Below are 24,991 nucleotides of genomic sequence, written 5' to 3'. Positions count from 1 at the left end.
TCATTGTCAAGTAATGTTAGGGATTATAACAAAAAGTGCTTTGGCCGCCCATTGGGATGGCTTCGGGCCTATTTTAAGGATGCATCCATTACAATTCGGCTCTGCGTCAGCCGCCGTGGTGGAATGGTAGACACGACGGATTCAAAATCCGTTGTCTTCGGACGTGCCGGTTCAAGTCCGGCCGGCGGTACCACCCTCTTCAACCCTTTTCTCAAACCTTTTTTCTTCCAATTGATCCATGACGGACGCAAACGGTTCGTTTTCGATATAGCGGATGCAGACCACATCGAACGTCAGCCCGAAGACTCTGCTGCGGTGCTTGAACGTATGGGATGCCGCCCCGTTTTGCATGTTGGCCAGCAGGAGGTCGACGTCGGCTTCTTCCATCCCATGGATAAACAGCAGAAAATCCCCTCCGGCGTAACGGGCAATCTCGAAATTGACGCGCTGCATTTTCAGGTACTCGATCACGTAGCTGCAGACCAGCATCTGCACCCGGTTGCCGATGACCGTGTCGTACGCGTCAACGATCGTCTCGTAATCGGGGATGCGGAGGCTCACGAGACACCCCTCGTCCACAAAGCCCTGGCGCGCATTGAGCTTCTGTTTGTATAGCCAGAGGCGGTTCTTCGCCGGGGTGATGTCATCGGAAAAGAGGTGGCCGCGCAGCAGATCGATCTCACGGTGCACGGCATCCCCGCCCCCCGCCTCGCGGGACGCTTCGAGGCTTTTTTGCTCCTCTTCCATAAAGGTCTCCCGGTATGTCGAAGGCAGGACGACCGCTTCGTTCATCAGCCGGCGCATCGTCCTGTCCGTGATCTCCGACAGATGTTTGTCGTCATGATGCATAGGCCGCCTCCGTGTAACCAAAGCTCTGCAGCGCCTCATCCCACTGCTGCGGCTTATGGAGGTGATACCCCTGGAAATAGTCGATGCCGATGCTCTGTGCCATGCGCAGCACTCCGATGTCGCTGATATACTCCGCCACGGTCTCGATCCCCAATTCGTGGCAGATGTTGACCATATTGCCGAGGATAATGCGGTGTTTACGGTCATGGATCTTCGAGACCAGCGATCCGTCGAGTTTCACGTAATCGATTTCGAGGTTCAGCAGGTTGTCATAATTCGAAAATCCGCTGCCGAAATCATCGATAGCGATCAGCACACCGCGCTTTTTCAGCCTGAAAATGAACTCGTTGACAATCTCCAGGTCGCGGATCTGGTCGCTCTCGAGGATTTCAACCGTCAGCCGGCCGCCGCGCTTCGTTTTTGACAGCCGCTCCAGCAGACGCTCCCGTAAAAGCACGTTGTTGATATCGACGTAAGAGAGGTTCAGCGTCACCGCGATGTCGTAGTGCGCCAGCACGTCAAACACCTTGTCGATCATCTGGAGCATCAGCTGGGTATAGAGGCGGTACTCTTTGGACTTCTCCAGGAAGGCCGCCGGCGACAGTACCCGTCCCTGCCGGTCCACCAAGCGCATCAGGCTTTCAAACTTCTCCGGTTTCGTCAGTTCGCCGTTACGGAAGATCCCCTGCAGATAGGGCGTCACACTGTTGTGCTCGATGTTCTCCTGCAGCAGTTCATAGGTCTTATTGGAAAAATGGGTATTACGCTCGACGGAGCCGCTGTCATAGAAGATGTAGCTGTTGTGCAGCCTTTTCGCCTCCTGCAGCCCCTTTTCCGCGAACATCAGGCTGACGGCACCGTCGGCTTTGCTCGCACCGATCGAGACATTGATATGGATGCTGTTCCCCTGGACGACATGAAAAGCGTATTCCGACACACAGGCGTGGAGTTTTTCGGCGATGAAATCCAGCAGGCGGTGCGAAAAGTCGTTTTTGACAAAAAGACAGAGCCGGTCGGCGTAGAGATGGTAGAGATCGAAATCGAACGGTGCGGAACCGGGGGCGGAAAGATGGACGTCCTCTTTTAGGCGGCCCAGTGTCGCGCGCACCAGTGTTTCAAGCTCCGCCACCATCCGCTCGGCGTTCTCATATCCGTAGAGGATGCGGATGTCGTCGAAAGCGACAATGTCGATGAGCATGACAACGGCGTTGCCCTCATAGGCTGAGATCCGTTTCTGGCAGTCATGCATCGAGTGCACTTCATGCGTGACATTGTCCGTTGCCGCCTTAGGTGTCGTGCCCGGGTGTTCAGAGGTTGGGGGGAGCGCGCTCATCGCCTTCTCCTGTTTCAATCGGTCCACTTCTTCTTTGATGTCGACCAGTTTGCGAAGCGCCTCGTCCTTGTTATCGGCACTGACCCTTCGCTTGACCGGCTTCCCCTCCGCATCGCGGTAGGTAACGTAGTAACCCGTCACCCTCCCGTCGGATTTGCGGTAGAGTTCACTGATCCCTTTGTAGTGTTTATCCTGAAGTGTCCGAATCGGCATCGCGCCCTCCGTCCAGTCATCCTCGCTATGGCCGCATGGGCCTTTTTGGCACCGTCATCACAGCAATGACGGTTTCACACAATCCTTCATGCTAGCACAATTACTACTTTCGTGTCAAGGATCTTGTAGTAATTTGTTAAAGTTACTACATTTATAATAAGATTTATCTCCGAAGGCCTGGCGCGCCTGGCCGTGAATGCTGCTAGTATCGGCTCCCTCCCCTCCCCCATGCGGATGATGCTACAATGTGTTTATGGCCTATCATCTAACGATCAAAACAGGAAACCTCCTGGACGCACCGGCATCGGACTTTATCGTCAATCCGTCCAATACCGTTTTACAGCTTGGTTCCGGTGTTTCGGGCGCTTTTGCCCGCGCCTGCGGTCCGGGTCTGCAAAGCGCCATGACCCGCGCGTTGAGGGAAACGGGAAGGCTGCAGAAGGGGGATGTCGTCGCCACCGGCGGCTGCGAACGTTTCGGCAGCGTGCTGCATGCCGCCGTGATGGATTACAACCCCGGTGCGGCGGAGGCCCTGCCGCGGCTTGAGGAGATCGAGACCATCCTCCGTAATATTCACACCGCCCTGGCGGCCTTTGCCGCGCTGCACGGCAGGAGCGTTTCCCTGGCGCTGCCGCTGATGGGCACGGGGGTCGGCGGACTGGACAAGAGGCGTGTGCTGGAGATCTATCGTGATTTTTTCAGACGTGACGTCGGTTATGAGTGTGAGGTATTACTGTATGCGCACTCCGAAGGCGACGGTACCCTCATGCGCACTCTCTTCGGGGAGGAGCGGGCCTAAGCCCCGCCCCCGGTGTCGGCATTAAGGTCATCGGTGTGTTTGTCGTGATGCGGCATCCCGTCGTTGGCTGCTTTCGCCTCCTGGAGCCCTTTGATCACCTCATCGATATTTTCGTAGGGGAGATGGACCTTCCAGTCGCTGGATGCACCTTCCAACGCAATGGCGATGCTGACCACCGGACTGCTGTGTTTGCCGTAAGGCTCCTCGATGTGCGCAATACTGATCGTGCCGTTTTGCGTATGCGCCAGTTTTAGCGTTTTAATCTCAACCATCGATTTTGACATCCGTTACTCCTTTGATTCAAGTCGCTTGAAACCATTGTAACACATTTCGCCCGGCGGCGTCCGCCCCGTTACTCTGCCGCCTCTTTTTTCCCGTGGGAGCGCGAGAGGTAGTAGTAGCGGTTCAGGTCAAACAGCCCCGCATCGACGGGGTGCGTCGTATCAAAACGCTTCTGGAACCAGTCATACGCCTCCCAGAAGCGCGGGTTGTCCCGGGTAATGCCGAAATGGAAAAAACGGCGGCGGTACTCGGGCGTATCCTTGTAGTGCGCGAGCATATCGAAGAAGGCCGGGGCCTCCTCCGCATCCAGCTCGAGCAACATATTCGGATACGAACCGATAAAATCAAAGATGAAATCCGCACTGTCTTTGGAGGGATCCAGGCGGCTCTGTTCGTCGAACATAAAGGCGACGTTGTCGTGCCAACGGTTCACGACGACCGAAAAGAGGATATCCTTCTCCCCCTCGGGCATGCGCACGCGGACGTACGCCAGGTTCGACTGCTGCCCGTCGATCGTACGGACAAAGGCCGTCCCGGGTTTTGAAACGGCACGGAACGCCTGAATATAATCCTCCCGCGTTCGGTAGTGTTCGGGGAGCGGTGGATGTGCGTCCCCCGCGTGAAAATAGTTCACCGGGTCAAAGGAGATGTCCGTCGCCCCCATCAGCTCGTGATCGACAATATGCTCGACGAATTCGCGTTTGGGATCGTTTGTCTCGAAAGCAACGGCCGCGGGCATGCGTGCCGGGCGGTAGAAGAGCTTATCCTCAACGAGAAGGTTGAGGTTTTTGTTCCAGGCGTCAAAGAGCTTCTCGCGGCTGGCAGCGGGCATTAAGTCGAGGTAGTTGCTCTCCCCCTCCACACGCAGCCGGTCCATATAACGGCGGACATTGGTCTGGTGCCCGACATTGCCGAAGACGTCAAACCCCGCAACCAGGGCATAGTAGATACGCTCGAAGAGCGGGTAGTCGATGACCCAGAGAGTTTTGGGCAGGTCGCCGAGCACGCCCTTGTGCACCGAAGCACTGTCAAAGTGGCGGTAGACCGTGAGCAGCGGCGCGTCGTCGGCCTCTTCCCCCTTCCAGATCGCGTCGTATCCCAGCCCGTCCGTATAGATGAGCGAATAGAAATCCGCCCGGGCCTTGTAGTAATCCACCGCACGCTGGATATATTTGTCGCTGAGCAGCCGGTAAGCAGGGAAATTGCTGCCCCTTTCATCGGGTATGGAGAGCTTCTTCTCGTTGAACCGCAGCAGGTTCGGGTAGTGCAGGCTCAGGTCGTATTTGGGGTCCAGGAACATCACCCAGAAATGGTCGTTGATGACGTTCAGCGCCACCTGCCCCTTGCAGACCGGCCCGCGAATGAAAGTACGGACAATATATTCGCTGTTGTCGAGCAGAAAGCCGTAGCGCGCTGCGGCGGGGATCTGTGCAAAGGTCACGAAGGGGTTGGCAGCCTGTTTCGCACCGTAGCCCATCACATGCGGCGTCTCCGCCCACGGGGCGTCGATAAAGTGTGTTTTGATCTTTGCCAGCTGGGCGTCATCGAGGGTGAAGACCATATGGGTCTTGTGCACCAGCGTCGAGGTGATCCGGCGGAAACGGTAATAAAACGCCCCCGTGCCCGGATCGTCGTAGGGCCTGACGGTCGGGATGATCTCGATCGGAGTGGGCGCAGCGGTTTTGGAACGCACCAGTTCGTAAAACGCCCCCTCCGGGCTCCCGAAACGGATATGGGCCAGGTAGAGATGCTCATAAAGATAACGGGCGGTCACGGCGTGCTTCGCATCGGGCGCGTTCAAAAAAAGCTCCCAGGTTTCCAGCGCACGCCTGTCGGCTTCTGCGGCGGCGTTCATCCGCCGCAGCGCTTCGCTGTCCGGTCCCCTGGCACCCTGCTGCGCCCACTGGGCCAAAGTCCTAAACTCTGCGTCAGTCAGCGGCGGGAAGCCGTAGGGCATCCCCCGGTCGGGGTATTCATCGAGGTACTCCTCGAGTTCGTCATGATCCCGCGGGCAGGTGAGTTCATCGGACTCCGGCCGGTACTCGCCTCCGGCGTGGGGCAGCTGCCGCTTCGCCTCCAGCAGGCTGACCAGCATCGAATCATTGAAGCGGCCCTTGGCGCTGTTGGCCGTCACGGAGTAGAAATCGAACCGCTTGTGCCACGCCTGTGCGCTATCCGCATCGACGAAGAGCCGTGTCGGATGGGCGGCCGTCAACCTTTCCGCGTCGTAGACCACCATCTTCGACGCCCCGCGTTCAAGCCCCTCAAAGGCGCTCAGCTTCAGCTGGCAGGGGGCGTTGTAACATGAGTGACAGACCACACAGCGCCGTTCCAGGATGGGACGGACCTCTTTCGTGTAATCGATCACACGCTCCGAAACGGCAACGGCCACCGGGGGAACGGGTTTCGGGGCACATCCCCCCAACGCCAGGAACAGCAGGATGATCAAAGAGTAAATCAGCGGTTTCATTGGGTGTAAGTGTAGCGTATTCTGTTAGCCATGCCCTGCTACAATGGTACAAAGCACGGAAGGAGACGGCACGATGACGCGGATATTTACACTGGTAATGCTGCTGCTGTTCACAGGATGTTCCAGCCTGCAGGTGCAGAGCGATTATGACCCCGAGTTCGACTTTCAACGCCTGGGAAGTTTTGCCGTCGTCTACCCCCAAAAAGAGGGTGTCACGACCCTGACGCAGCGCCGCATCGCCGATGCACTCACCGCGCAAATGGTCCAAAAAGGGTATACGCCCGCCTCCAGAGAAGCGGCCGATTTCATCCTGCTCTTCCACACCGATGTGACCACCAGAAAACAGGTCACGACCGATTTCCAGATGGTCGGTTTCTACCCCTATTACGGCTACGGGTACGGCGCCTCCATGACCGTACCTGTCCAGCGTGAGTACGAATACGACGAATCCAAAATCATCATCGACGCGCTCGACCCCGACGGGAACATGGTCTTCTGGCGTGCCGTCACGACCGACCGTCTCAAAAGTTTCGACACCCCCGACGAACGGTCGCGCTACATCAATACAGTCGTTTCAGAGAGCCTTCGATCCTTCCCGCATAGCAGCCGATAACCCTGTCGGGGGCGCCCCCCGAAGATCATGAAAAAAACTGTTCATTTTGTTCAATGCATTTGAATGGAAAAATAGCCGCTTTTTTCGCTAGCATACCCGCTTCATTTAAGAAGGAGTGAACAATGATCGAACTGCTTGGCATCTTTTACCCGAGCGTTGCGGTGATCGGATACAGCATGTATTTCTATCACAACACCGGCGACCGCAAGCACTAATAGCTTTTTGCCGGGAGCCTCCCGGCACCCTCTCCTGTCTATCTGCGCTACAATACCCCATGGCAATCGAAATCGAACGTAAATTTCTCATTGACCCCGCTCTGCTCCCCGAGCTGCCCGCACCGCTGGTCATCACGCAGGGGTACATTGCTGCCGAAGGGGTCACCGTCAGGATCCGTACGAAGAACGAAAAAGCGTACCTGACCCTCAAAGGCAAAAGAGCGGGCCTCGTGCGGAGCGAATTTGAATACGAGATCCCCGTGGAGGATGCCCATGCGATGCTGCAGGAGCTCTGTGCCGCGCCGCTGATCGAAAAAAAGCGGTACGAGATCGTCTATGAGGGGCATCTGTGGGAAGTGGATATCTTCGAGGGGGACAACGCGGGGCTCTACCTGGCCGAAATCGAGCTGCAACGTGCGGACGAAAGCTTCGCACTGCCGCCCTGGGTGACCCGGGAAGTCTCCGACGACAGACGCTACTACAACTCCAACCTGCGCACCCTCCCCTACGCGCGTTTCAAGAACGAGGCCTGACCCCCGCCCCGTGGATCTTCTCCGTCACTTCGTCGCGTTTGACGAAGTCCGCCCCCATGCTGATAATGAAAGAGGAGGCCTCCTCCAGCGTCAGCGACACCGGGACGGTGAGTTCATCCTTGACCAGGACCGTGTAGCCGCTGGTGGGGTTCGGCGACGTCGGTACAAAGAGGACGCAGATGCCGTTATGGCGGTTCAGGACATAGGCCGGTACCCAGACGCCGTCTTTGGGGTATTCGACAAGGACGACCTCTTTTTTGCCCGAATCATCCTTGCCGGTTAGCATATTGGAGATCTTGCGGGAGACGGAGTAGATCGTATTGACCGCGGGGATCTTCTCGAACATCCGGTCGATCGCCGAGAGCAGGACGGAACGGCCGTAGCGTTCAATGGTCCATCCCAGCAGGATCAGCGCCGACAGCACCCCGAGCATCAGCAGGACTGTCGTTCCGGTCGAATCGGTCAGGGTGTTCAGTCTCAGATAGGCGCTCAGGCCGATGTTTTTGAGGAAATTGACGATGAGAAGCACCACCACCAGCGGAAAGAATGAGAGCGCCCCCACGAAGAGGAAGCGGATCATTTTCTTGACGGCGGCGGCGATCATTTCGTACAGCTCTCCTCGACCTTCACGCTGAAGCCGATATTGACATCCTGCCAGGTCTTACCGGCATGCAGGTCATAGCATGCGCGGTTGATAGACGTCAGCGCATCAAGGGCTTTGAAGTCGCCCAGGTCGATCACGCCGGCGGCGGAGAAAACGCCCTTTTCATAGCGGTAGGCCATCGGCACGTTGAGCCCCTTGCCGTTCATGATCACCTCCACCAGGACGATCTTGGCCGCTTCGTCCATATCGAGGATCTGCGCTTCGAGCATCTGCCCGTCCATCTGGTTGAAGAAGAACTGCACCAGCTTCGCGTCGCGCCCGGCATTGCCCGAATCGACGTTGTTCGTCTGGATCATCACCTTGGAGCCCTTGAGCAGCTGTGTCAGCGATGCCCCCTTTTCCGCGCCTTTATAGACGATGGAACGGAAGGTTCCGCCCACCCCTTTTTTCATCGGCGTTTTGAACGCCGTCCAGTTGACGCTGACATCGCCGCTCTTGCTGTAGCTGCAGTCGGCCATTGCGACCGTGGCGGCAACGAGAACCGATAATGCAATCTTTTTCATCATTACTCTCCTGGTGAACCAAAGTTTTCCGGCTATTATAACTGCCATTGTTTAATCACGTATCAGCATCTTGAGGTAATATTTCAACAAAGATAGGAAGGATATCAATGAGCAAAGCACCTTTTTTACCCTTTGAGGTCGACCTGGAGACGTTTATCGACGACCTGCAACGCACCCTGGACGAAGGACGCAGCCAGATCAAGGCCCTACTCGCCATCGAGGAAAAGAGCTATGCCAACTTTGTCAAACCCTTCGAGATGCTCGATGAGCGGCTTGACCACTTCTTCACGCCGATGTCGCACCTGCACTCGGTCAACAACAGCGACAAGACCCAGGAGGTCTACACCGCCGCCCTGCCGCTGCTGACCGAGTACGGTACCGAGATCGGGCAGAACCTGGAGATCTATACGGCGTTCAAGGCGATCAAGGCCAATGAGTACGACCTGCTCACGCCCGAACAGCAGCGCGTCATCGACCTGAACATCCAGGGGTTTGAGCTCAGCGGCGCCCACCTCGACGAAGCGAGCAAAAAGCGCCTGGCCGAGATCAACCTGCGCCGCAGCGAACTCTCCAACACCTTCACCCAGAACCTGCTGGATGCCACCAACGCCTTCGAGTACATCGTCACCGATCCCGCCGACGTGGAGGGGATGCCCAAAAGCGACATCGAGAGCGCCGCTTTCGAAACGGAAGAGGGCAAGACCGCATGGAAGTTCACCCTGCAGATGCCCTCGTACATCGCCTACATGACCTACGGTCCCAACCGCGATATCCGCGAAGCGCTCTACAAAGCCTACACGACCCGCGCCCCCGAGAACGCCGAGATCATCGAGGAGACCCTCGCCCTGCGCAAGGAGGCGGCGCGCCTGATCGGCTTCGAGACCTACGCCGAGCGTTCCCTGGCGACGAAGATGGCCAAGGACCCCGACACCGTCCTGGCCTTCCTGAACGAACTGGCCGACGCCTCCATGGCCCAGGGGCAGCGTGAACTGGCCGAACTGCGCGAATTCGCCGGGGCGGCGGAGCTGCAGAGCTATGACAGCGCGTTTTACGGCGAACAGCTCAAAAAGAGCCGCTACGACATCGACGAAGAGGAGTACCGTCCCTACTTTGAACAGAACTCCGTCGTCGAAGGGCTCTTCGAGTTCCTCCACCGCCTCTTCGGCGTCAGCATCCGCCCGGCCGAAGGGGTCGAACTCTGGCACGAGACGGCGACGGCCCACGACCTCTATGTCGACGGCCGGCTGCGCGCCCGCCTCCTGCTCGACCTCGAGGCACGCCCGAGCAAACGCGGCGGGGCGTGGATGCATAACTGGCAGAGCCACTGCCTCGATGAAGAGGGCAACGAGCAGCTGGCAAGCGCCTTTATCGTCTGCAACTTCCCGCCCTCAAGCGCTACGACCCCCTCTTTGCTGCGCCACGACGACGTCGTCACCCTCTTCCACGAGATGGGGCACGCCATCCACCACCTCCTCAGCACCGTCAGCGAAAACGGGGTCAGCGGGGTCAACGGGGTCGAGTGGGACGCTGTGGAGTTCCCGTCGCAGTTCCTGGAGAACTTCGCCTACGAGCCGCAGGTGCTCAAACTCTTCGCCAAGCATTATGAGAGCGGTGAGGTGATCAGCGACCTGATGATCGACAAACTGGTCCGCGCCAAGAACTTCCAGTCGGCGATGGGCATGCTCCGCCAGCTCGAATTCGCCATTTTCGACTTCACCCTCCACATGGAGGAGACCCCGGACGTCCAGGCGGTCCTTGATGCCGTGCGTGAACGTACCGCCCTGCTCACGCCGCCGTCGTACAACAAGTTCCAAAACGGCTTCTCCCACATCTTTGCCGGCGGCTACGCCGCGGGGTACTACAGCTACAAGTGGGCGGAGGTCCTCAGTGCCGACGCCTTCTTCGCCATCGTCGACCAGGGGGTCTTCGATACCGCCCTGGGGCGCAGCTACCTTGACATCATTCTCGGGCGCGGCGGTTCGGAGAGCATGCGGGTACTGTTCTACAAACTGATGGAACGCGAACCCGAAACGCAGAGCCTGCTGCGCCTGAGCGGCATTGAGGCGTGACCAGACTCCTGGCGGCACTGCTGCTGCCGCTGCTGCTCTTTGCGGGAGAGACCATGCGCATCGCAACCTATAACGTCGAGAATCTCTTTGACCTCGAACGCAGCGGCCACGAGTACGCCGAGTACATTCCCAACACCCCGTGGCAATGGAACGAAAAAAACTACCGTAAAAAACTGCACAACATCGCCCGCGTCATCGCCGAGATCAAGCCCGACGTCATCGGACTGCAGGAGATCGAATCGGACCGGGCCCTGCGCGACCTGCAGGTGGCGGTCAAACGCGCCGGGTGGTACCTCCCCCACCGCGCCATTGCAAACGCCAAACCGAGCGTCGTCAAAACGGCGCTGCTTTCGCGCTTTCCCATCAAGGTCAAGCGTGAAATCGCCGTCACCAACGGGACCCGTATCCGCAACATCCTCGAGGTCCGCTTGGAGACCGGCGGCGAGCCGCTCTACCTCTTCATCAACCACTGGAAAAGCAAATCGGGCCCGGAAAGCCTGCGTCTGCTCTCGGCGAAGGCCCTGAAAGCACGGCTCGACGCGCTGGGAAACGTTTCATATGTCCTGCTGGGGGATTTCAACGCCGACTACGACGAAAAGCACCTCTTCGCCCGCAAACGCAAGCATAACGACACCGACGGGATCACGGGGATCAACGACGTGCTGATGACGATGCGCGACGAGAAAGGCATCACGATTGACGCCTTGCCCGGCTGTCCCTCCTGTGCCTACAACCTCTGGTACGAACTGCCGGGACTGCAGCGCTGGAGCCACAACTTCTACGGTCAGAAAGAGGCCCTGGACCATATCATCATCTCCCCCCGCCTCGCGGACGGCAAAGGGGTTGAATACGTCCGGGGAAGTTTTGCACGTTTCACGCCGGCGTACCTCTTTACCAAAAAAGGGGCGCTCTACCGCTGGCAGCGCAGCCGCGCCTACCCCAAACACCACACCGGGAAGGGCTTCTCAGACCATCTGCCGATCTATGCCGATTTCACCTTGAAGTAAGTCTGTAACAAAGCTGCACTATAATATTCCATCATGGAAAGCGCGCTTTTAAAATCCTACCTGGTCCAGCAGCTCGAAACGGCCAAACAGCAGCTCCCTGTTATCGGGCCGGATGCCGATATCGAGGCCCTGCACCGTTTCCGGGTCGCGCTGCGCCGCTTCCGCTCCGTCCTTTCCGCCTATACCCGCCATCTTTACGCCCCCGACGCCATCGCCAAATCGATGCTCAAAGTCACCAACCCGCTGCGCGAGACGGACGTCTTTCTCGACGCGCTCTCTTTTGACACCTATCCGAACCTGCACACGGCCCTGACACGTTTCCGGGAAAAGCAGTACAAGAAACGGTGGCCTGCTGAGACGCCGCGCCGGTTTGAGCAGACGATCAATCTCCTGATCTCCGATATCGAGGCATTGAAACTGGACCAGCGGGAAAAAAGGCTCATCTCCCGAGGAGAGGCCCTGTATGAAAAAGCAAAAAAGGCGCGGCGGGCCCTCGGAAAGGATTCGAAAGAGGAAGAGATCCATGAGATCCGGCTGCGTTACAAGCAGGCGCGCTACGTCCTGGAGTTCCTGCACGAGGCGGAGCTTATCGATGCCAAACGCAAGATCAAAAACGCCAAAGCGCACCTGGAGCATTTCGGCGCCATCCAGGATGCGGCCAACCAGCTCGACTGGCTGCACCGTTTCTGCGACAAACACCCCTCCCCGGAGTGCACGGCCCTCTACGACGCGCGTAAAAAAGCCCTCCGCAAACTCAAAAAGGCCTTCGAGGTCTGAATCAGCAGGGTTCCCAGCCGCTGATATCGTCGGGGATGCCGAGGTCGAAAGTATCCAGGGGATAAGCCATCTCCGGGTGGATGATGTAGAACCCGCTCTCGTGGACAAACCCCTCGATCGCATCGATCATATCATCATAGTCGCCCATACTCTCGTCGTTGAAAAGGATATGGTAACGCCCGCCGCCGTCTCGGGCCACATGGAACACGCCCGCCGCCGTTTTGAACCGGAGTATCTTTGTCAAATGCACGCTCTGTTTTTCCCGACTGAATGCAACCGTCGTTCTATCAAAAACACGGCCTCAGAGCTGCCGTTTGTACGCGGAAAGGTCGACCTTCTCCCCCGCCTTCAGCTTCGCCTCGATCGCGTCGATCATTTCGCGGTACTTTTCGGCGTCCGCCATGGCCAGGTAGGCCACGAAACGTTCAGGATCGCTGCAGCGCAGCAGCTTCTGTGAGAGCGGTACTGCCTCCGTCTCCACCCGCACAGGGAGTAAAAAGCGGCCGATGACGATTCCGGCGAGCAGCGCCAGGAGCAGGTGCAGCCAGGAGGCGCTCCACGGTACCGGTACGTCGGCGGGTGCTGCTTCATTCTCCCCGTTCGCGGCGGAAGCGGCGGCGGCACGTACCGTGACGGTATGCGGCTGTGTCGACAACGTCACCGTCCGCTTCTGTTCCGTATCGTAATAGGAGAGCTGCAGTGCGGGCACCGTAAAATCATGGTCCGATACGATGGCGAACTGCTGGCGGATACTCCCCGCATAGCCGTTGTCGCCCAGGCGTAGCGTTTTTTGCTCCCCGTCAGTGAACTGGCGGGTATCCGGGACCTCGATCGCAAACGGTGTCAGGACATCGAGGTTGCCGTGCCCCTCCAGTTTGACGGCCACCTGCACCGGTGTAAAGGCATCGACGGTTTCGCGGTCGACATCCAGCGACAGCTGCAGATGACCGGCATAGGGTGTCTCCTGCGGCGCGACCTCTACCGTGACCACGGGAAGTGCAACGCGCCTGGCCGTGTAATCGAGCTTCTCGACGTTGTCGCGGCCGATGACCGCATTTTCAATGGAAGCCTTTGTGGTATGTTCCATCGTGGCAGTGAATGCCAGGGTGAGCGGCCCCGCCTGTTTGGGGAAAACGGTGAAGCGGTATCGGTTGACGCGCCGTCCCTCAACGATCTGTTCGTCACTGTTTTGCGGCTCGATGCGGTACCCCTCCGTCTCCTTCGCCGGATCAAAGGCGATGATGTAGGCGTAGGCTTGCGAATCGAACCGGCAGGTGTACTCGACGGCGAAGGCTTCATGCTGTGCAACGCGCGTTTTCGTCGCCACGGCACTCCAGCTGTAGGTTGTCTCCGCCGCCCGGGAGAGCAGCGGCAGGAGCAGCAGTATCCAGAGCCACCCGCTACCAGGGATTCGTTTCATGTACGCTCCTTTGATTGATCAGTTCATACTGTTTTGAGCTCAGGCGGCTGTTGCCGCTGTTCGAGAACTCCAGCTGCTCCTCCCGCTCCACCTTTTTACCCTGGCTTCCGGCCCCGGAACGGCGCTCGGCACTGCTTTGCTGGTTGCTGCCCCCGCCCTCTTTTTTGGGGCCGCCTTCGCTGCGTTCGGCCGCCTGGTCCTGGGCGCGTTTCTTGCCCTCCTGGCGTCCGGTGAGCATATGGTCCTGCTCCTCTGCTGCGAGAATGTGCATCATGTTCGCCAGCGCCGCCTCGTCATAGTTCAGCGCCAGGGAGCGGGCAAAGGCCTCACGCGCTTTCGCGAACTCTTTGAGACGGATCAGGGCATTGCCCCGGTTGAACCAGACCGACGCACCGAAGGCGCCATCATGCTGCTCCAATGCACTGTAGAACTGCAGGGCACGTTCATATTCGCCGGCACGGTACCAGGCATTGCCCGCATCAAACAGTGCCGCTGCCCCCTCCATCTGCGCGTAGAGTCCGGCGCTGCGGTTGTAGTCCGCCGCTCGATAGGCCTCTGCCGCCCGGTAGGGCAACGTCGCATTCCACAGCAGCAACAGCAGTGCCGGCAGCGTCACGGCCAGGAACGTGAGCAAAAGCGGCAGCATTACCCGGTGCTTCCGCCACGCCGTCATGCTGCGCCACCCCTGCGCCAGGAGTGCCGCGGTGACGGTTGGGATAGAGGTGATATGGTCCAGACGTTTACGCACGACGCCCTCCGATCCGTGACAGCAGATCCGTCATCCCCAGCATGGCAAACAGCAGCGCCAATGCCAGCGGATAGTAGAAGTACTCACGGTAGAGGATGATTTTGCGCTGTTCGCGGATATCCTCCATCCCCTGGGCCTTGATGGCCGCGGACAGCGCCCCGGCATCGGCCCCGTCGATCACGACGCCGCCGGTCGCATCGGCAATGGCGGCGATCGCACTGTTACGCGCGGTCACGACGATGCCCCCCTCCTCGTTGCGCAGCAGCTTGCCGTCTTCGGCTTTCAGCGTGCCGCCCGACGCCGTCGCCAGCATCACCACGTTGACGATCAGTCCGGCTGCACGGGCCTGCGCCGCCTCCTGGGAGTACCCCAGACTATCGCCGCCGTCCGTCAGGAGAACGACGATGGGGCGTTCGGAGCGTGACAGTTTCCGCGCCAGCTTCAGCGCGCCGCTTATTTCCGTTCCCCGGGTCATCACCATCGAAGTGTCCAGCCCCGAAAAGAGATGCAGCAGCAGTTCATCGTCACGGGTCAGCGGTGACAGGATCACCGGGTTCGTCGTAAAGGCCAGGACCGCGAAGCGGTTCGTGTCGTCTGCCTGCACGACCGTTGAGAGCACGCTTTTCGCCGCCTCAAGGCGGCTCGGTGCGACATCCGTCGCCTGCATGGAACGGGAGATATCCACGGCGAATACAACGTCGCTTCCCCGGCGCTCGATCGACACCGGCTCCTGCATCGATACCGGACGGGCCAGTGCCAGGATGCCGAGGACAACCGCCGACAGCAGCAGGATACTCCTGAGATGCCAGACAACGCCCCTCCCCCGCTGCCGGAGGTAAACAAGATAGAGCCCGAAGAAGAGCAGCAGCCAGAGCCACAGCGGGGTCATAAATGTCATCGCAGCGCCTCCCTGCGCCAGAGATAGAAGAGCAGCAGGACGCCCCCGGCCAGGGGCCAGGCGTAATAGTGCTCTTTGCGCAGGATCCGTTCCGACTTGATTTTGGAGCGCTCCAGGGCATCGATCGCTTCATAAACCGCAGCCAGGGCTTCCGGGTCATAGGCGGCGAAGAAGCTGCCGCCGCTCTCCTCGGCGATTCGGCGGAGCATCGCTTCATCGAACTCCCCCTTCCGTCCCATCCCGACGGTATAGATGCGGATGCCGTGTTTGACGGCCAGGGCCGTCGCCTCCTTGGGCGATACCCGCCCGCTGTTGTGTTCGCCGTCGGTCAGCAGGATGAGCACCTTGGAGATCGCCCGCGAATCCTCAAGCGCCCGGACGCCCATCGCGATCCCCTCGCCGATGGCCGTATTCTGTCCCGCCATGCCGTAGACGAGGTAATCCATCATCTCCGCGACCACGGTTTTTTCGTAGGTCACCGGCGAGGCGATAAAGGCGAAGTCGCCGAAAAGGACGACCCCGGCGTTATCACCTATCCGCTCAACAATGAAGTGTTTTGCGATCTTCCTGGCAATGTCGAAACGGCTCTCCCGGCTTTTGGGATCGAACCCCGACGCCCCCATCGACCCGCTGGCGTCCAGGGCCAGTACGACATCGACCCCCTGGCGGTTGAGCGGGTCGTCCTGGTCGATGGTCACGGGAGAAGCGATGGCGGTCACCAGCAGCAGCACCGCAAAGTAACGCAGCAGCCAGAGCCACTTGAACCAGCCGCGCCGTACGGCAAAGAGTTCGAGATGCACGAACGTGCGCGGACTGAGGCGTTCGCGGCAGCGGTAGAGACAATACCACAGCGGGGGCAGCAGCAAGAACAGCCAGGGAAATTCAAAGCTCATGGATTACTCGGACGGGAAAAGGGGTTCGGCGCCGTCCGACACGCCGGGAGCGGCACGGCAAAGCGTAGGCCGCGCATGACTACCGCTGGAGGATATCGACGATTTCCAGGGTTTTTTCAGCGACCCGGGCCACTTTGCCATCGATACGGACGGTGAGGAGACCGTCACGGTCACGGGGAGCGATAATCACGGCTTCCTGTTCAAACACGGTACGATCGATCCGTTGGCCCCTTTGGAGCTTTTTCTGCCAGCCCGGAGGAAGGGGCTTGCCGCTGCGGGCTTTTTTCTGCAGCCCCGGAGGGAGATCACCGTGTTTGTCGTTTTTCGCCTGGACCGGAAAGACACAGAGTGCTCCGATACATGCAAGGGCAAGAAGAGCTTTTTTGCTCATAATAACTCCTTCGGGTGCACCGCACCGTTTGTGGACATATACTATACCATAACCTTATACTAACTCAAACCGCCGTGGGACGCGCCTACACCATCATCGGTTCGTCGGTCGGTTCGATCTCCTCGAAGTCCTCGACGATCTGGTCGAACATCTTTTTCGTCTTCTCCGCTTTGGCGATGTGCTCGTTGAAGATCGACGCCGTTGCCGGGAAAGTCTCTGAGAGCTCACGGTAGATAAGGATACGCCCGTCGATGTGGTTCGTGATCTCGTCGAAGGCGCCGCGCAGCCACGCCTTGGAGGTCGTATGGCGGAACAGCGCCTTGATCATCTTCTTGCGCTCTTTGATCGGCAGGGACTCGTCCAGGGCCTGGGAAATACGTTTGATATCGATACGCGAGAGGTAAACGCCGCTGAGCGCCGGGGCCAGCAGCTTGTTCTCCAGTTCATCGACAAAGGCCGGAACCGGCTCGTCATCGACGGCGTCGCCCGCGTCGCGTTCGTTCTCGACGGGATTGCCGTTTTCATCGGTCGTACATTTTTCGCGGACGAACTTGTCGAATTCCGCTTTCAGATCGTCCAGATCATGTAGGTTCATCTGTTTTCCTTTGTCAAATAATTATAAACGGTCTCGGTCATAATGTCCAGCAGACTCTCGTAACCGCTGTAAGCAGCATCAAGCTCGATACAGCGCTGACGCAGCGCGGAGGGCTGACGGGGCTGCTTGAGGTCGACGTTCAGCGGGGCAAGCGCGCTGACCATCGACAGCTCCGTCATCTCGGAGAGATCGATCACCATGTCGTACCCGGAAAGGTCGACATCCATCCCTTCTGCCAGACGGTTGATGTCGAGTTCGGTGCCAAGACGCTCCTGCAGCGCCATCAGCTCCTCGATCCACGGATCGAACATCGCGACGCTCATGTTCTCGAGGATCAGTGCCAATGCCCCCGCCAAAGGGGTGGCGCCGATCAGGGCGACACGCTTCACACCGCTTTTTTCGGCCATCATTTTCAAGGCAACCGGCAGGAGAAGTTCGCCGTGCATCTGCCCGTTGCCGACGACAACGGTGTCGCAAATTCCTGTACGCTCGCAGAGTTCCGAGGCCGCATCGACGATCTCAAGCACCTGTTCCTGGTACTCCGATGCGATGACCGCCCCGTTGACATGCGACTGCTTCATATTCGAAAGCGTAAAGTAGAAGTCGTCGGGGCGGATGTTCATCGGGATCATCATCGCGTCGTCCCCGCCCGCCTTGAAGCGTTTGTTCAGCGTCACGGCAAAGCGGTTCTGCTGCGCCTCTTCCGCAATAAATCCATACAGCTTCGTCACCTGTGTTATCTGGTTCGCTTCGTTCATTTAGACTCCATACGGTTCCAGAGCCAAGCCCCGCAACCTACGTTAACACTGGGTTCGCCTCGGCGGCGGACGCCCTGGAAGAAGTGCCCTTGGGGCACCCGCGTGCAGTGAACCGCACTTATTGTACAAATCACTGATCATCTCCTATGCCCCAGAGGGTGCGTGCTTCCTCCTCCTCGATCCGGCAGCGGTGGCAGACCCGCTCTCCGGCGAGGGAGGTGAAGGGGTTCCCGCACTCATCGCAGTTGCGTACAGAGAAGGTCACCAGGCGCTGCTGTGTCGGTTCGAAGAGCTCTTTGATATTGAACGAGGGCGACAGTGTCAGCGCGTCCGGTTCGCAGACGTCGTGGCAGAGGTGGCAGCGCACACACATCATCGCGTCAAAATCGATCTTTGCGCCTTTGATGTCGCTGGTGAGCGCCCCCGTCGGACAGATACGGTAGCACATCTGGCACGCCGTACATTTGTCGCCGTCCATCAGCTTCTGGGAGGCCAGCGTCAGTTCGGAAGCGTCGACGACATGGTACTCTGAAGGCTTTTCGGCCCGTTTCATCGCGGTAAAGAGCAGTTTGCGTTTGTCCGGCAGTGTCTTGGTCCGCAGCTGGGCGATCGCCGTCGAATCGAGTTGGTGACGGATCAGCTCATCGGTTGCCGTCTCCACTTCGCGCTCGAACTTCGCCTTCCCCTCGGCCAGTGTTTTGAGGTTGAACGCACGAAGGAAGCCGCGGCGGTCGCCTTCATCTTCAGCGGTTTGCGCTTCGTAAGCGGCATCTTCGAAAACGATCTCCGCACTGCTCATCACCGCCTCAAGGAGGTAGGAGGCCTCCTCGGCCCGCGCCTCGAACTGCGGGCGGCAGGTTGAGGCGATCTCGCACCCCTCGCAGTGGCCGGTATCGAGACGGATACCTCCTTTGAGCGACGCAAGCGAGAAGAGGTGGTCAACGCTAAGCGCTGCGATACAGGGGACGTTTTTACGGCAGGAGACGAGGTTCTCACCGTCCCCGGCAAAGGCAAAAAAGAACTCCGTAGCGCTGAAATCATCGACACGGATCGCTTCGGTGGGGCAGGCACCGGCACAGCCGCCGCAGCCCACACAGGCCGCCAGGTTGACCGCCGGGACGTTTTCCGTCGCGACAAGCGCCTCGGTCGGGCACGCCGTGATACAGCTGTTACAGGTGCTGAAGGTGCTGAGCTGCCGTACGCAGCGGCCCGGGTTGAGGGTAATACCGGCCATCAGGCTCCCGCTGTCTCGCTGAGATACTGGTAGTCGCTGAGAATGAACTCCAGCGCCATATCCGCCGTGTCATAATAGAGCGGTGTACGGGATTCATGCTTCATGTTGAGCAGGTACATCGGAGCCCAGCGTACGAGGTGTTTCTCGAGAAAGCTGCGTTCCACTTCCAGCAGTTCATCCACCGCTTCGCCGTCATTGTCGTTCATTGCCTTGATCTGCGCTTCGCAAAGGTGGTGCATGAACTCCAGTTCGACACCGATATGATCCGCTGAGACGACCCGGGCCGCTTCGAAATCGACCATGAAATCATAAGCCGAGTAGACGTCGGTGACCGGGTTCGCACCCCCGGTTTCGATCATCTGGTCCTCGCGGGTATAGAAGGTCTCGTAGGGGATCAGGTGAAGCAGAGAGACGTTGGTGAAATCGGGATTCAGATGCTTCTCGATCAGTTCACTGCTTTGAAGAGTCATGCGTGCTTCCCAGACCTTGTAGTTCGGCATCATCTCCAAAATAGCGTCATCATTGTTGATAATGTCAATAAGTTCCGTATCGGCTTCCTGCATCAACACTCTTGAAAGAAGTGCATAGATATTGCTGCGTGCTTGTGTCTGTTCCATTTATGACCTAACTGTAAAAAATGTGGTGAGATTGTAACCGCGCAGGCTGAAGGCCTGCTTGGTGGGGAGAATTAAACTCAAACGTCTTTGATATCGACGCGGTACGCTGCTTCGTTAAGCGGCACCCACGGGCGCTTGATGTGCGGCGGGCGGCGGAATTCGGAATTCGCGTCCAGTCCGCGCGTGAGTTCGTCACGCCATGCCTGGTAGGTTTTAAAGTTGTTATCGTAGTTAACAACGATATCACCGATTTTGTCACCCGGCTGTGCAGGCTCCAGGATAACCTTCTGGTGCCAGCAGTGCATACCGGAGATCGGGTCCGGGTGCGTCGGAGCGACGGCATTCTGCCAGGAGCCGGAAAGGCCGTCCCACCAGATGTTGTCGCTGTCTTTGTTGTACGCCGCAAAACGCTTGCTGTGGAACGGATGGATACCCTCGACATATTTGAGTTTACCCGTTTTACCGTCCATCTGCATCTCTGCCGTCGGAACACCGAAGCTGTTCATACCGGCCGTGCCGTCATAGTCAGCGACTTTGATCGCACCGGCAGCCGTACCCGCACCTTCCGGTGAGGCCTGCAGGAATGCCGGATCGTTCAGATCGCCGGAACCGACGGTGATATCTTCGACTTTACCGTCGGAGACACCGTTCGGGATCGTGACAGCGTTTTTCAGCTTCCAGCGTCCGCCGTGGTGTGAACAGGCGAGGACGCCCGGCATCTGACCTTCGGTCGGGACCGCCATCGCGACGAAGTAACCGCTCTCAAGACCGGAGACCGTATCCGTGATACGGACACGGATCGCGTCACCGCGCTTGAAGCCCATGCGCTTCGCATCCTGCGTATTGATCCAGATCGGGTCGTGGTTCTGGGAGATCTCCATCAGGTGTTTGGAGTTCGCAGAACGCGTGTGGATGTTGTACGGCAGACGGAAGACCGTATTGAGTGCGAATTCGTTGTCCGCTTTCATGTACATGTGGTTGACATGGGATACGATATGTGGCATTGCCGCTTTCTCTTCCTCGTTACGCGGATAGAACGGTACCGCGTACTCCGGCCACTTCCACTCTTCGGCAAGCCATTCGGAGAAGAAGTCGAGTTTCTTGTCGAGTGTCGCGAAACCGTCCATCTTCTTGCCGTCGATCTCGATACCGATCGGCTTCTTGCCGTCTTTGTACTTCCAGGCGTCGCCGTGGGCTTCTGCCAGGAGGACACCCGTCTCTTCGTCTTTTTCGACGTGGTGCTTGTTGTACTTGTGACCGTGGGCGATCAGGTTGTCGCCCTCTTCTTTGATCTCGCGTTCCTGCGCGTGGTAGATGTTGCTCTCTTCGAGCCATGCACCGTGATCACGCATGAAGTTGTAGACCGGGAACTCGCTGTCTTTGTAGCGCGGATCGGTCGTGGCCGTTTTGTACAGGTTCGGCAGGTTGTCGCCAAACGCCGCGTCGTACCACTCGGCGATCGTAACCGCCTTGCCCGGGTGACGCTTGGATTCCCACATCTTTCTGATGCCGAGGCTTCCGTCAGGGTCAACGTACTTGAAGCCCATTTCGAACCAGAATTCATTCTCTTCCCAGACTTCGCCCAGACCCGCTTTGATGTGCGCTTCAAGGGTCGCACGGTTCGGGTTCTTCGGCTTCCAGCCCGCTTTCTCAAGCGCAACGCGCATGACCGGCTGGCGGAAAGAGGTCCAGCGTGCCGGCATCGTCGCTTCGGAGTGCTGGTCGTGGCGCTCGCCCGCCAGACCGACCGGCAGGACGTAGTCGACATGCCAGTTTGTCTCGGACCATGTCGGTGACAGGTTGAAGGTCAGCTCCATCTTGCTTTCGTCTTTGAGGACTTCCAGCCAGCGGAAACCGTCCGGGTTGATCCAGACCGGGTTGTACATACGCGGGATCCAGACCGCAAGTTTCTGCGGTACGTTCAGGCCGCGTTTTTTCCATTTTTCCTGCCACTCAACGTCGCTGAGGAGGTGCGGCAGGAGGTAGGACATCTCATAGGTAGAGAGCGGCCACTCCGGCGGCCATGTCAGTTCGTTCCAGACGTCGACTTTCGGGACGTTTGAACCGCTGCGGCCCTGGCCGACAGTCGCGGAACCGCCTTTACCGGCGACGGAGATAACGTGCCAGTGGTGGAAGAAGGTACCCCCGACGGTACCGATCGCACCGCGCAGTGCGATGGCAAGGTATCCCGTACGGCCGGACATCCAGCCACCGCGGTTACCGGAGGCAGCCGCACGCCAGAAGTAGGAGCTGATCGCGTCGCCGGCCCAGATGAACATCTCGTAGAGTTTCTCGAGTTTGTACGCCGGGACATGCGTCTCTTTGACGGCGTATTCGAGTGTATACGGCGCATACATCTCTTTCATGACTTCCAGGAAGCTCTCGAAGCTCTTGTCCGCAGGCATCTTGGAGATATAACCCTTCTCGACCATGAACTGCAGGTAGTTGCGGTTCTTCATCAGGGTTTCCCAGTTGAACCACTTCTTGACAAATTTCTTGTCGACCTGGCCTTCCTGGAGGATACGGTTGGCGAGGTAAAGATAGACAACCGGCTCTGTACCAGGCCATGCCGCGATCCAGAGGTCCGCCATACCGGCAGAGTTTGACATACGCGGGTCCATAACGACCAGGCGTGCGCCTTTTTTACGTGCGTCGGCGATGAAACCGGCGGACTGCTGGAAGTAGTGACCGGCGTCCGCTGCATGTGAGGAGTTCAGGAAGACGAGCTTCGCGTTCGCCCAGTCCGGACTCGTACGGTCGTCGTTCGCCCACTGGATCGTCGGCGTACGACCGCCGGACGAACAGATGTTGGTGTGGGAGTTGAACGCGTCTTGCTTGAACGTCGTCCAGACCTGCCCCGTGAATCCGTTCTCGTTCGGGCGGCCGACGTGGAACATCAGGGACTTGCGGGAGAGCTCGTCACCTGTTTTGAGCGTATCGTTCATCTTTTTACCGATGGTGCTCATCGCCTCGTCCCAGGTCGTACGGATCCATTTACCTTCACCGCGCTTGGAGCCCGGTGCACGCTTGATCGGGAATGCCAGGCGGTCCGGATCGTACATCTGTGACTGTGTTGCGTACCCTTTGGCACAGTTACGGCCGCGGGAGCCCGGGTGCAGCGGGTTACCCATGTATTTTTTGACTGTGAAGGTCTTTTTGTCGATCCATGCCGTCAGACCACAGGAGGCCTCACAGTTCGAACATGCCGTCGGGACGATGGCAAAGTCGTTGACGTAGATACCGTCCGGGTTCTCTGCGCTCTGGACACCTTTGCGGTCGATACCGCCGCGTTTCCAGTCGTCGCCGTCGAGCTCTTTGAAATCATCCCACTGCTCGAGCGGCGGGTAGAAGGAGAGCGAGTCCGGTGTGTTCGTAAATTTGCTTTCTTCAACCGAATCGGCGATGGCGTCTGTCGTAAAGACGCCTTTCGCGACGGCGGCGCCGGCTACCGTAAATGCCGCGCCTTTAAGAAATGTTCTTCTGCTTTCTTTATACATTCTTCAATTCCTTTTTAGCTCATTGGCAAGAGTTGTGGAATGACAAGCCAGACATGCTTGACGATCCAGAGTCCGACGATCGCGGAGAGTGCCGCGACCTTCAGAAGGCCAACAGAACGGTTTGTGACGCTCAGGATAACGAGGACGAACGGTGCAATGAACGCCAGGACCTGGCCGACCCAGAACATCGTCGTATACTCGCCGTGGCCTTTGACCGCTTCGAGTGTCGCTGCAACTTCTTCCGCTTTGATCGGACCGAAAACCAGTTCGGACATATAGAGGATGAATGCTGCCAGTGCGGAGAGTCCGAGGACGACCGCGAGGTCACGTTTTGCTTCGTACGGCAGGTTACCGCCCATCAGCAGGACCGTCGCCGAACCTGTCAGGGTCGCCGCCAGGATCATCTGAGCCGCTTCCGTCGGCATCTGCCACAGTTCGCGTGCCGTCGCTTCCGCCATGATAGCCGCAGTGTAAAGTGTTACCGGTACTGCCAGGATGACCGCCCACACAAGGAGCTTGTCAAAGAGTGCGTTGTCCTTTTTGATAAAGGTCGCGAACGCCATACCGAACAGCACGAGGACGAGGATCGTAACGATCCATGCACCGACGGTAATCGCCGACGTCCAGTGCGGGTGGAAGAAGATGTGCCAGAAACGGAACATCTGGTGCAGGTCGATGACCGTAAAGAACAGGAAAATATGGATGAAGACGATGGAGACCACCGTCACCGGGAAACGCAGGCTTCCAGCCGCTTCCGGGTAGCGCTTCAACAGGTAAAAGAGCATGAAAATGACACCGGTACCGATGCTTTTCGCCCACATGTTCATTGTAATGATCCATCCCCAGACAATACCCGGGAGCCCGACGTCGAGTGTGACGACGGCGTTTGTCGCAGCTACAGCTTCATGTACCATTAGTGGTGTCCTCCTACCGGCATATGTGTCGTCAGCTTGTTGAAGAGCTGGTGACCTTCGACTCTGAACGATGCCAGAGGATTGAGGGTGACGTTGCCGCCGCCGACATAGTAGTGGTGCGGATCCGTCCCTTTTTCCGGTTTACGGACCTGTACATCGCCCTGATGGTTCTGGATGTACTTGCTGATGTTGGACGTCGGATCGTCCAGGTCACCGAAGATGTTCGCTTCAACCGGACATGCAACAACACACGCCGGCATAAGGCTCGAAGCGATACGGTGGGCACAGTACGTACATTTGTCCGCCGTCTGTGTTTCGGGGTCGATGTAGATCGCGCCGTACGGACACGCCATGACGCAGCCCGCACAACCGATACAGCGCTCTTTATCGATGTTCACGATACCGTTGTCGATGTAGTGCAGCGCGCTGACCGGACAGATACGCTCACACGGCGCATTGTGACAGTGGTTACAGCGCAGCGGGGTAAACGTCCGTTTTGTCTCCGGGAACGTCCCCACGTCCACATATTTAACACGAAGACGCCATGTGGAAAGCGGAACTTGGTTTTCCACTTTACAGGCGATCTCACAACCCTTACATCCCATACACAGATGCAGATCAACCAGGAAGCCTAATTGCATGTGTTCTCCTTACACCAGTTTTAAGCGGCACAGACGCTTTTGTATCCTCCGTTTCGAA

General features: G+C 58.2%; 25 protein-coding genes and 1 tRNA gene. 7 read left to right on the top strand and 19 right to left on the bottom strand.

The window, feature by feature from the left end; all coding sequences use genetic code 11:
• Window positions 1-109 precede the first annotated feature (109 nt).
• A tRNA-Leu gene (locus ACXWTF_RS05550) sits at window positions 110-193 on the top strand.
• On the opposite strand, the gene ACXWTF_RS05545 is transcribed toward ACXWTF_RS05550, so the two are convergent.
• Together ACXWTF_RS05545 and ACXWTF_RS05540 are read right to left on the bottom strand one after the other, a co-directional pair.
• Complete coding sequence (locus ACXWTF_RS05545; RefSeq protein ID WP_461714011.1) at window positions 172-849, bottom strand: hypothetical protein; 678 nt, start codon at window positions 847-849, stop codon at window positions 172-174. The two genes, ACXWTF_RS05550 and ACXWTF_RS05545, sit on opposite strands and share 22 nt — an antisense overlap.
• A complete protein-coding gene (locus tag ACXWTF_RS05540) occupies window positions 839-2,395 on the bottom strand; it encodes an EAL domain-containing protein (protein WP_461714010.1) in 1,557 nt (518 codons plus the stop codon). The genes ACXWTF_RS05545 and ACXWTF_RS05540 overlap by 11 nt, the downstream gene beginning before the upstream one ends.
• Window positions 2,396-2,648: 253 nt before the next feature.
• Between ACXWTF_RS05540 and ACXWTF_RS05535 the strand changes: the two genes are divergently transcribed.
• On the top strand, window positions 2,649-3,194 hold the full coding sequence (locus tag ACXWTF_RS05535; protein ID WP_461714009.1) for a macro domain-containing protein: 546 nt from the start codon (window positions 2,649-2,651) through the stop codon (window positions 3,192-3,194).
• Here ACXWTF_RS05535 and ACXWTF_RS05530 read toward each other — a convergent pair.
• Window positions 3,191-3,478: a hypothetical protein gene (locus ACXWTF_RS05530; protein WP_461714008.1), complete on the bottom strand. Its 288-nt coding sequence runs from the start codon at window positions 3,476-3,478 to the stop codon at window positions 3,191-3,193. The two genes, ACXWTF_RS05535 and ACXWTF_RS05530, sit on opposite strands and share 4 nt — an antisense overlap.
• Window positions 3,479-3,546: 68 nt before the next feature.
• Window positions 3,547-5,946 carry a fatty acid cis/trans isomerase gene (locus ACXWTF_RS05525; protein WP_461714007.1) on the bottom strand — a complete coding sequence of 800 codons (2,400 nt, stop codon included), beginning with the start codon at window positions 5,944-5,946 and terminating at the stop codon, window positions 3,547-3,549.
• A gap of 73 nt (window positions 5,947-6,019) precedes the next feature.
• Here ACXWTF_RS05525 and ACXWTF_RS05520 point away from each other — a divergent pair, with 73 nt between their 5' ends.
• A complete protein-coding gene (locus ACXWTF_RS05520; protein WP_461714006.1) occupies window positions 6,020-6,559 on the top strand; it encodes a DUF4136 domain-containing protein in 540 nt (179 codons plus the stop codon).
• Window positions 6,560-6,833: 274 nt separating this feature from the next.
• Window positions 6,834-7,307 (top strand): CYTH domain-containing protein, encoded by a 474-nt coding sequence (locus ACXWTF_RS05515; RefSeq protein ID WP_461714005.1) that lies wholly within the window; start codon window positions 6,834-6,836, stop codon window positions 7,305-7,307.
• On the opposite strand, the gene ACXWTF_RS05510 is transcribed toward ACXWTF_RS05515, so the two are convergent.
• The gene (locus tag ACXWTF_RS05510) at window positions 7,291-7,911 is read right to left on the bottom strand and encodes a DUF502 domain-containing protein (RefSeq protein ID WP_461714004.1); all 621 of its coding nucleotides are present in this window, start codon (window positions 7,909-7,911) and stop codon (window positions 7,291-7,293) included. The two genes, ACXWTF_RS05515 and ACXWTF_RS05510, sit on opposite strands and share 17 nt — an antisense overlap.
• On the bottom strand, window positions 7,908-8,474 hold the full coding sequence (locus ACXWTF_RS05505; protein ID WP_461714003.1) for a YceI family protein: 567 nt from the start codon (window positions 8,472-8,474) through the stop codon (window positions 7,908-7,910). The genes ACXWTF_RS05510 and ACXWTF_RS05505 overlap by 4 nt, the downstream gene beginning before the upstream one ends.
• Window positions 8,475-8,581: 107 nt before the next feature.
• On the opposite strand from ACXWTF_RS05505, the gene ACXWTF_RS05500 reads away from it, so the two are divergent.
• Genes ACXWTF_RS05500 through ACXWTF_RS05490 form a run of 3 tightly spaced genes read left to right on the top strand, consistent with a single transcriptional unit; the run spans window position 8,582 to window position 12,327 of the window.
• Complete coding sequence (locus ACXWTF_RS05500; protein WP_461714002.1) at window positions 8,582-10,543, top strand: M3 family metallopeptidase; 1,962 nt, start codon at window positions 8,582-8,584, stop codon at window positions 10,541-10,543.
• Window positions 10,540-11,550: an endonuclease/exonuclease/phosphatase family protein gene (locus ACXWTF_RS05495; protein WP_461714001.1), complete on the top strand. Its 1,011-nt coding sequence runs from the start codon at window positions 10,540-10,542 to the stop codon at window positions 11,548-11,550. Before ACXWTF_RS05500 ends, ACXWTF_RS05495 begins: the two co-directional genes overlap by 4 nt.
• 33 nt (window positions 11,551-11,583) lie before the next feature.
• On the top strand, window positions 11,584-12,327 hold the full coding sequence (locus ACXWTF_RS05490) for a CHAD domain-containing protein (protein ID WP_461714000.1): 744 nt from the start codon (window positions 11,584-11,586) through the stop codon (window positions 12,325-12,327).
• Window position 12,328: 1 nt separating this feature from the next.
• Here the strand turns inward: ACXWTF_RS05490 and ACXWTF_RS05485 are convergent, their stop codons facing one another.
• The 13 genes from ACXWTF_RS05485 to ACXWTF_RS05425 form a co-directional block, all read right to left on the bottom strand.
• The gene (locus tag ACXWTF_RS05485; RefSeq protein ID WP_461713999.1) at window positions 12,329-12,571 is read right to left on the bottom strand and encodes a hypothetical protein; all 243 of its coding nucleotides are present in this window, start codon (window positions 12,569-12,571) and stop codon (window positions 12,329-12,331) included.
• Window positions 12,572-12,628: 57 nt separating this feature from the next.
• The gene (locus tag ACXWTF_RS05480) at window positions 12,629-13,747 is read right to left on the bottom strand and encodes a hypothetical protein (protein ID WP_461713998.1); all 1,119 of its coding nucleotides are present in this window, start codon (window positions 13,745-13,747) and stop codon (window positions 12,629-12,631) included.
• Window positions 13,728-14,495: a tetratricopeptide repeat protein gene (locus tag ACXWTF_RS05475; RefSeq protein WP_461713997.1), complete on the bottom strand. Its 768-nt coding sequence runs from the start codon at window positions 14,493-14,495 to the stop codon at window positions 13,728-13,730. Before ACXWTF_RS05475 ends, ACXWTF_RS05480 begins: the two co-directional genes overlap by 20 nt.
• Entirely contained in the window at window positions 14,488-15,393 is a 906-nt protein-coding gene (locus ACXWTF_RS05470; RefSeq protein ID WP_461713996.1) for a vWA domain-containing protein, read from the bottom strand. The genes ACXWTF_RS05475 and ACXWTF_RS05470 overlap by 8 nt, the downstream gene beginning before the upstream one ends.
• On the bottom strand, window positions 15,390-16,286 hold the full coding sequence (locus tag ACXWTF_RS05465) for a VWA domain-containing protein (protein ID WP_461713995.1): 897 nt from the start codon (window positions 16,284-16,286) through the stop codon (window positions 15,390-15,392). Before ACXWTF_RS05465 ends, ACXWTF_RS05470 begins: the two co-directional genes overlap by 4 nt.
• Window positions 16,287-16,365: 79 nt before the next feature.
• Complete coding sequence (locus ACXWTF_RS05460; protein ID WP_461713994.1) at window positions 16,366-16,677, bottom strand: hypothetical protein; 312 nt, start codon at window positions 16,675-16,677, stop codon at window positions 16,366-16,368.
• Window positions 16,678-16,762: 85 nt separating this feature from the next.
• Window positions 16,763-17,272 carry a hypothetical protein gene (locus ACXWTF_RS05455; RefSeq protein WP_461713993.1) on the bottom strand — a complete coding sequence of 170 codons (510 nt, stop codon included), beginning with the start codon at window positions 17,270-17,272 and terminating at the stop codon, window positions 16,763-16,765.
• Window positions 17,269-18,030: a hypothetical protein gene (locus ACXWTF_RS05450; RefSeq protein WP_461713992.1), complete on the bottom strand. Its 762-nt coding sequence runs from the start codon at window positions 18,028-18,030 to the stop codon at window positions 17,269-17,271. Before ACXWTF_RS05450 ends, ACXWTF_RS05455 begins: the two co-directional genes overlap by 4 nt.
• A 130-nt stretch (window positions 18,031-18,160) precedes the next feature.
• Window positions 18,161-19,264 (bottom strand): NADH-quinone oxidoreductase subunit I, encoded by a 1,104-nt coding sequence (locus ACXWTF_RS05445; protein ID WP_461713991.1) that lies wholly within the window; start codon window positions 19,262-19,264, stop codon window positions 18,161-18,163.
• Window positions 19,264-19,881 (bottom strand): TorD/DmsD family molecular chaperone, encoded by a 618-nt coding sequence (locus ACXWTF_RS05440; RefSeq protein ID WP_461713990.1) that lies wholly within the window; start codon window positions 19,879-19,881, stop codon window positions 19,264-19,266. Before ACXWTF_RS05440 ends, ACXWTF_RS05445 begins: the two co-directional genes overlap by 1 nt.
• 77 nt (window positions 19,882-19,958) lie before the next feature.
• On the bottom strand, window positions 19,959-23,378 hold the full coding sequence (locus tag ACXWTF_RS05435; protein ID WP_461713989.1) for a molybdopterin-dependent oxidoreductase: 3,420 nt from the start codon (window positions 23,376-23,378) through the stop codon (window positions 19,959-19,961).
• A gap of 14 nt (window positions 23,379-23,392) precedes the next feature.
• Window positions 23,393-24,292 carry an NrfD/PsrC family molybdoenzyme membrane anchor subunit gene (gene nrfD / locus ACXWTF_RS05430; protein ID WP_461713988.1) on the bottom strand — a complete coding sequence of 300 codons (900 nt, stop codon included), beginning with the start codon at window positions 24,290-24,292 and terminating at the stop codon, window positions 23,393-23,395.
• Window positions 24,292-24,810 carry a 4Fe-4S dicluster domain-containing protein gene (locus tag ACXWTF_RS05425; protein ID WP_438273358.1) on the bottom strand — a complete coding sequence of 173 codons (519 nt, stop codon included), beginning with the start codon at window positions 24,808-24,810 and terminating at the stop codon, window positions 24,292-24,294. Before ACXWTF_RS05425 ends, nrfD begins: the two co-directional genes overlap by 1 nt.
• Window positions 24,811-24,991: the final 181 nt, after the last annotated feature.

Source organism: Thiomicrolovo sp. ZZH C-3 (assembly GCF_054862725.1).
This window is presented reverse-complemented; position numbering and strand designations above follow the sequence as displayed.

Coding starts and splice junctions, on each gene's coding strand:
- ACXWTF_RS05530 (WP_461714008.1), bottom strand. CDS start 3,478: ATGTCAAAATCGATGGTTGAGATTAAAACGCTAAAACTGGCGCATACG.
- ACXWTF_RS05450 (WP_461713992.1), bottom strand. CDS start 18,030: ATGAACGAAGCGAACCAGATAACACAGGTGACGAAGCTGTATGGATTT.
- ACXWTF_RS05440 (WP_461713990.1), bottom strand. CDS start 19,881: ATGGAACAGACACAAGCACGCAGCAATATCTATGCACTTCTTTCAAGA.
- ACXWTF_RS05435 (WP_461713989.1), bottom strand. CDS start 23,378: ATGTATAAAGAAAGCAGAAGAACATTTCTTAAAGGCGCGGCATTTACG.
- ACXWTF_RS05460 (WP_461713994.1), bottom strand. CDS start 16,677: ATGAGCAAAAAAGCTCTTCTTGCCCTTGCATGTATCGGAGCACTCTGT.
- ACXWTF_RS05455 (WP_461713993.1), bottom strand. CDS start 17,272: ATGAACCTACATGATCTGGACGATCTGAAAGCGGAATTCGACAAGTTC.
- nrfD (WP_461713988.1), bottom strand. CDS start 24,292: ATGGTACATGAAGCTGTAGCTGCGACAAACGCCGTCGTCACACTCGAC.
- ACXWTF_RS05510 (WP_461714004.1), bottom strand. CDS start 7,911: ATGATCGCCGCCGCCGTCAAGAAAATGATCCGCTTCCTCTTCGTGGGG.
- ACXWTF_RS05470 (WP_461713996.1), bottom strand. CDS start 15,393: ATGACATTTATGACCCCGCTGTGGCTCTGGCTGCTGCTCTTCTTCGGG.
- ACXWTF_RS05500 (WP_461714002.1), top strand. CDS start 8,582: ATGAGCAAAGCACCTTTTTTACCCTTTGAGGTCGACCTGGAGACGTTT.
- ACXWTF_RS05480 (WP_461713998.1), bottom strand. CDS start 13,747: ATGAAACGAATCCCTGGTAGCGGGTGGCTCTGGATACTGCTGCTCCTG.
- ACXWTF_RS05515 (WP_461714005.1), top strand. CDS start 6,834: ATGGCAATCGAAATCGAACGTAAATTTCTCATTGACCCCGCTCTGCTC.
- ACXWTF_RS05545 (WP_461714011.1), bottom strand. CDS start 849: ATGCATCATGACGACAAACATCTGTCGGAGATCACGGACAGGACGATG.
- ACXWTF_RS05505 (WP_461714003.1), bottom strand. CDS start 8,474: ATGAAAAAGATTGCATTATCGGTTCTCGTTGCCGCCACGGTCGCAATG.
- ACXWTF_RS05520 (WP_461714006.1), top strand. CDS start 6,020: ATGACGCGGATATTTACACTGGTAATGCTGCTGCTGTTCACAGGATGT.
- ACXWTF_RS05490 (WP_461714000.1), top strand. CDS start 11,584: ATGGAAAGCGCGCTTTTAAAATCCTACCTGGTCCAGCAGCTCGAAACG.
- ACXWTF_RS05445 (WP_461713991.1), bottom strand. CDS start 19,264: ATGGCCGGTATTACCCTCAACCCGGGCCGCTGCGTACGGCAGCTCAGC.
- ACXWTF_RS05535 (WP_461714009.1), top strand. CDS start 2,649: ATGGCCTATCATCTAACGATCAAAACAGGAAACCTCCTGGACGCACCG.
- ACXWTF_RS05540 (WP_461714010.1), bottom strand. CDS start 2,395: ATGCCGATTCGGACACTTCAGGATAAACACTACAAAGGGATCAGTGAA.
- ACXWTF_RS05465 (WP_461713995.1), bottom strand. CDS start 16,286: ATGAGCTTTGAATTTCCCTGGCTGTTCTTGCTGCTGCCCCCGCTGTGG.
- ACXWTF_RS05525 (WP_461714007.1), bottom strand. CDS start 5,946: ATGAAACCGCTGATTTACTCTTTGATCATCCTGCTGTTCCTGGCGTTG.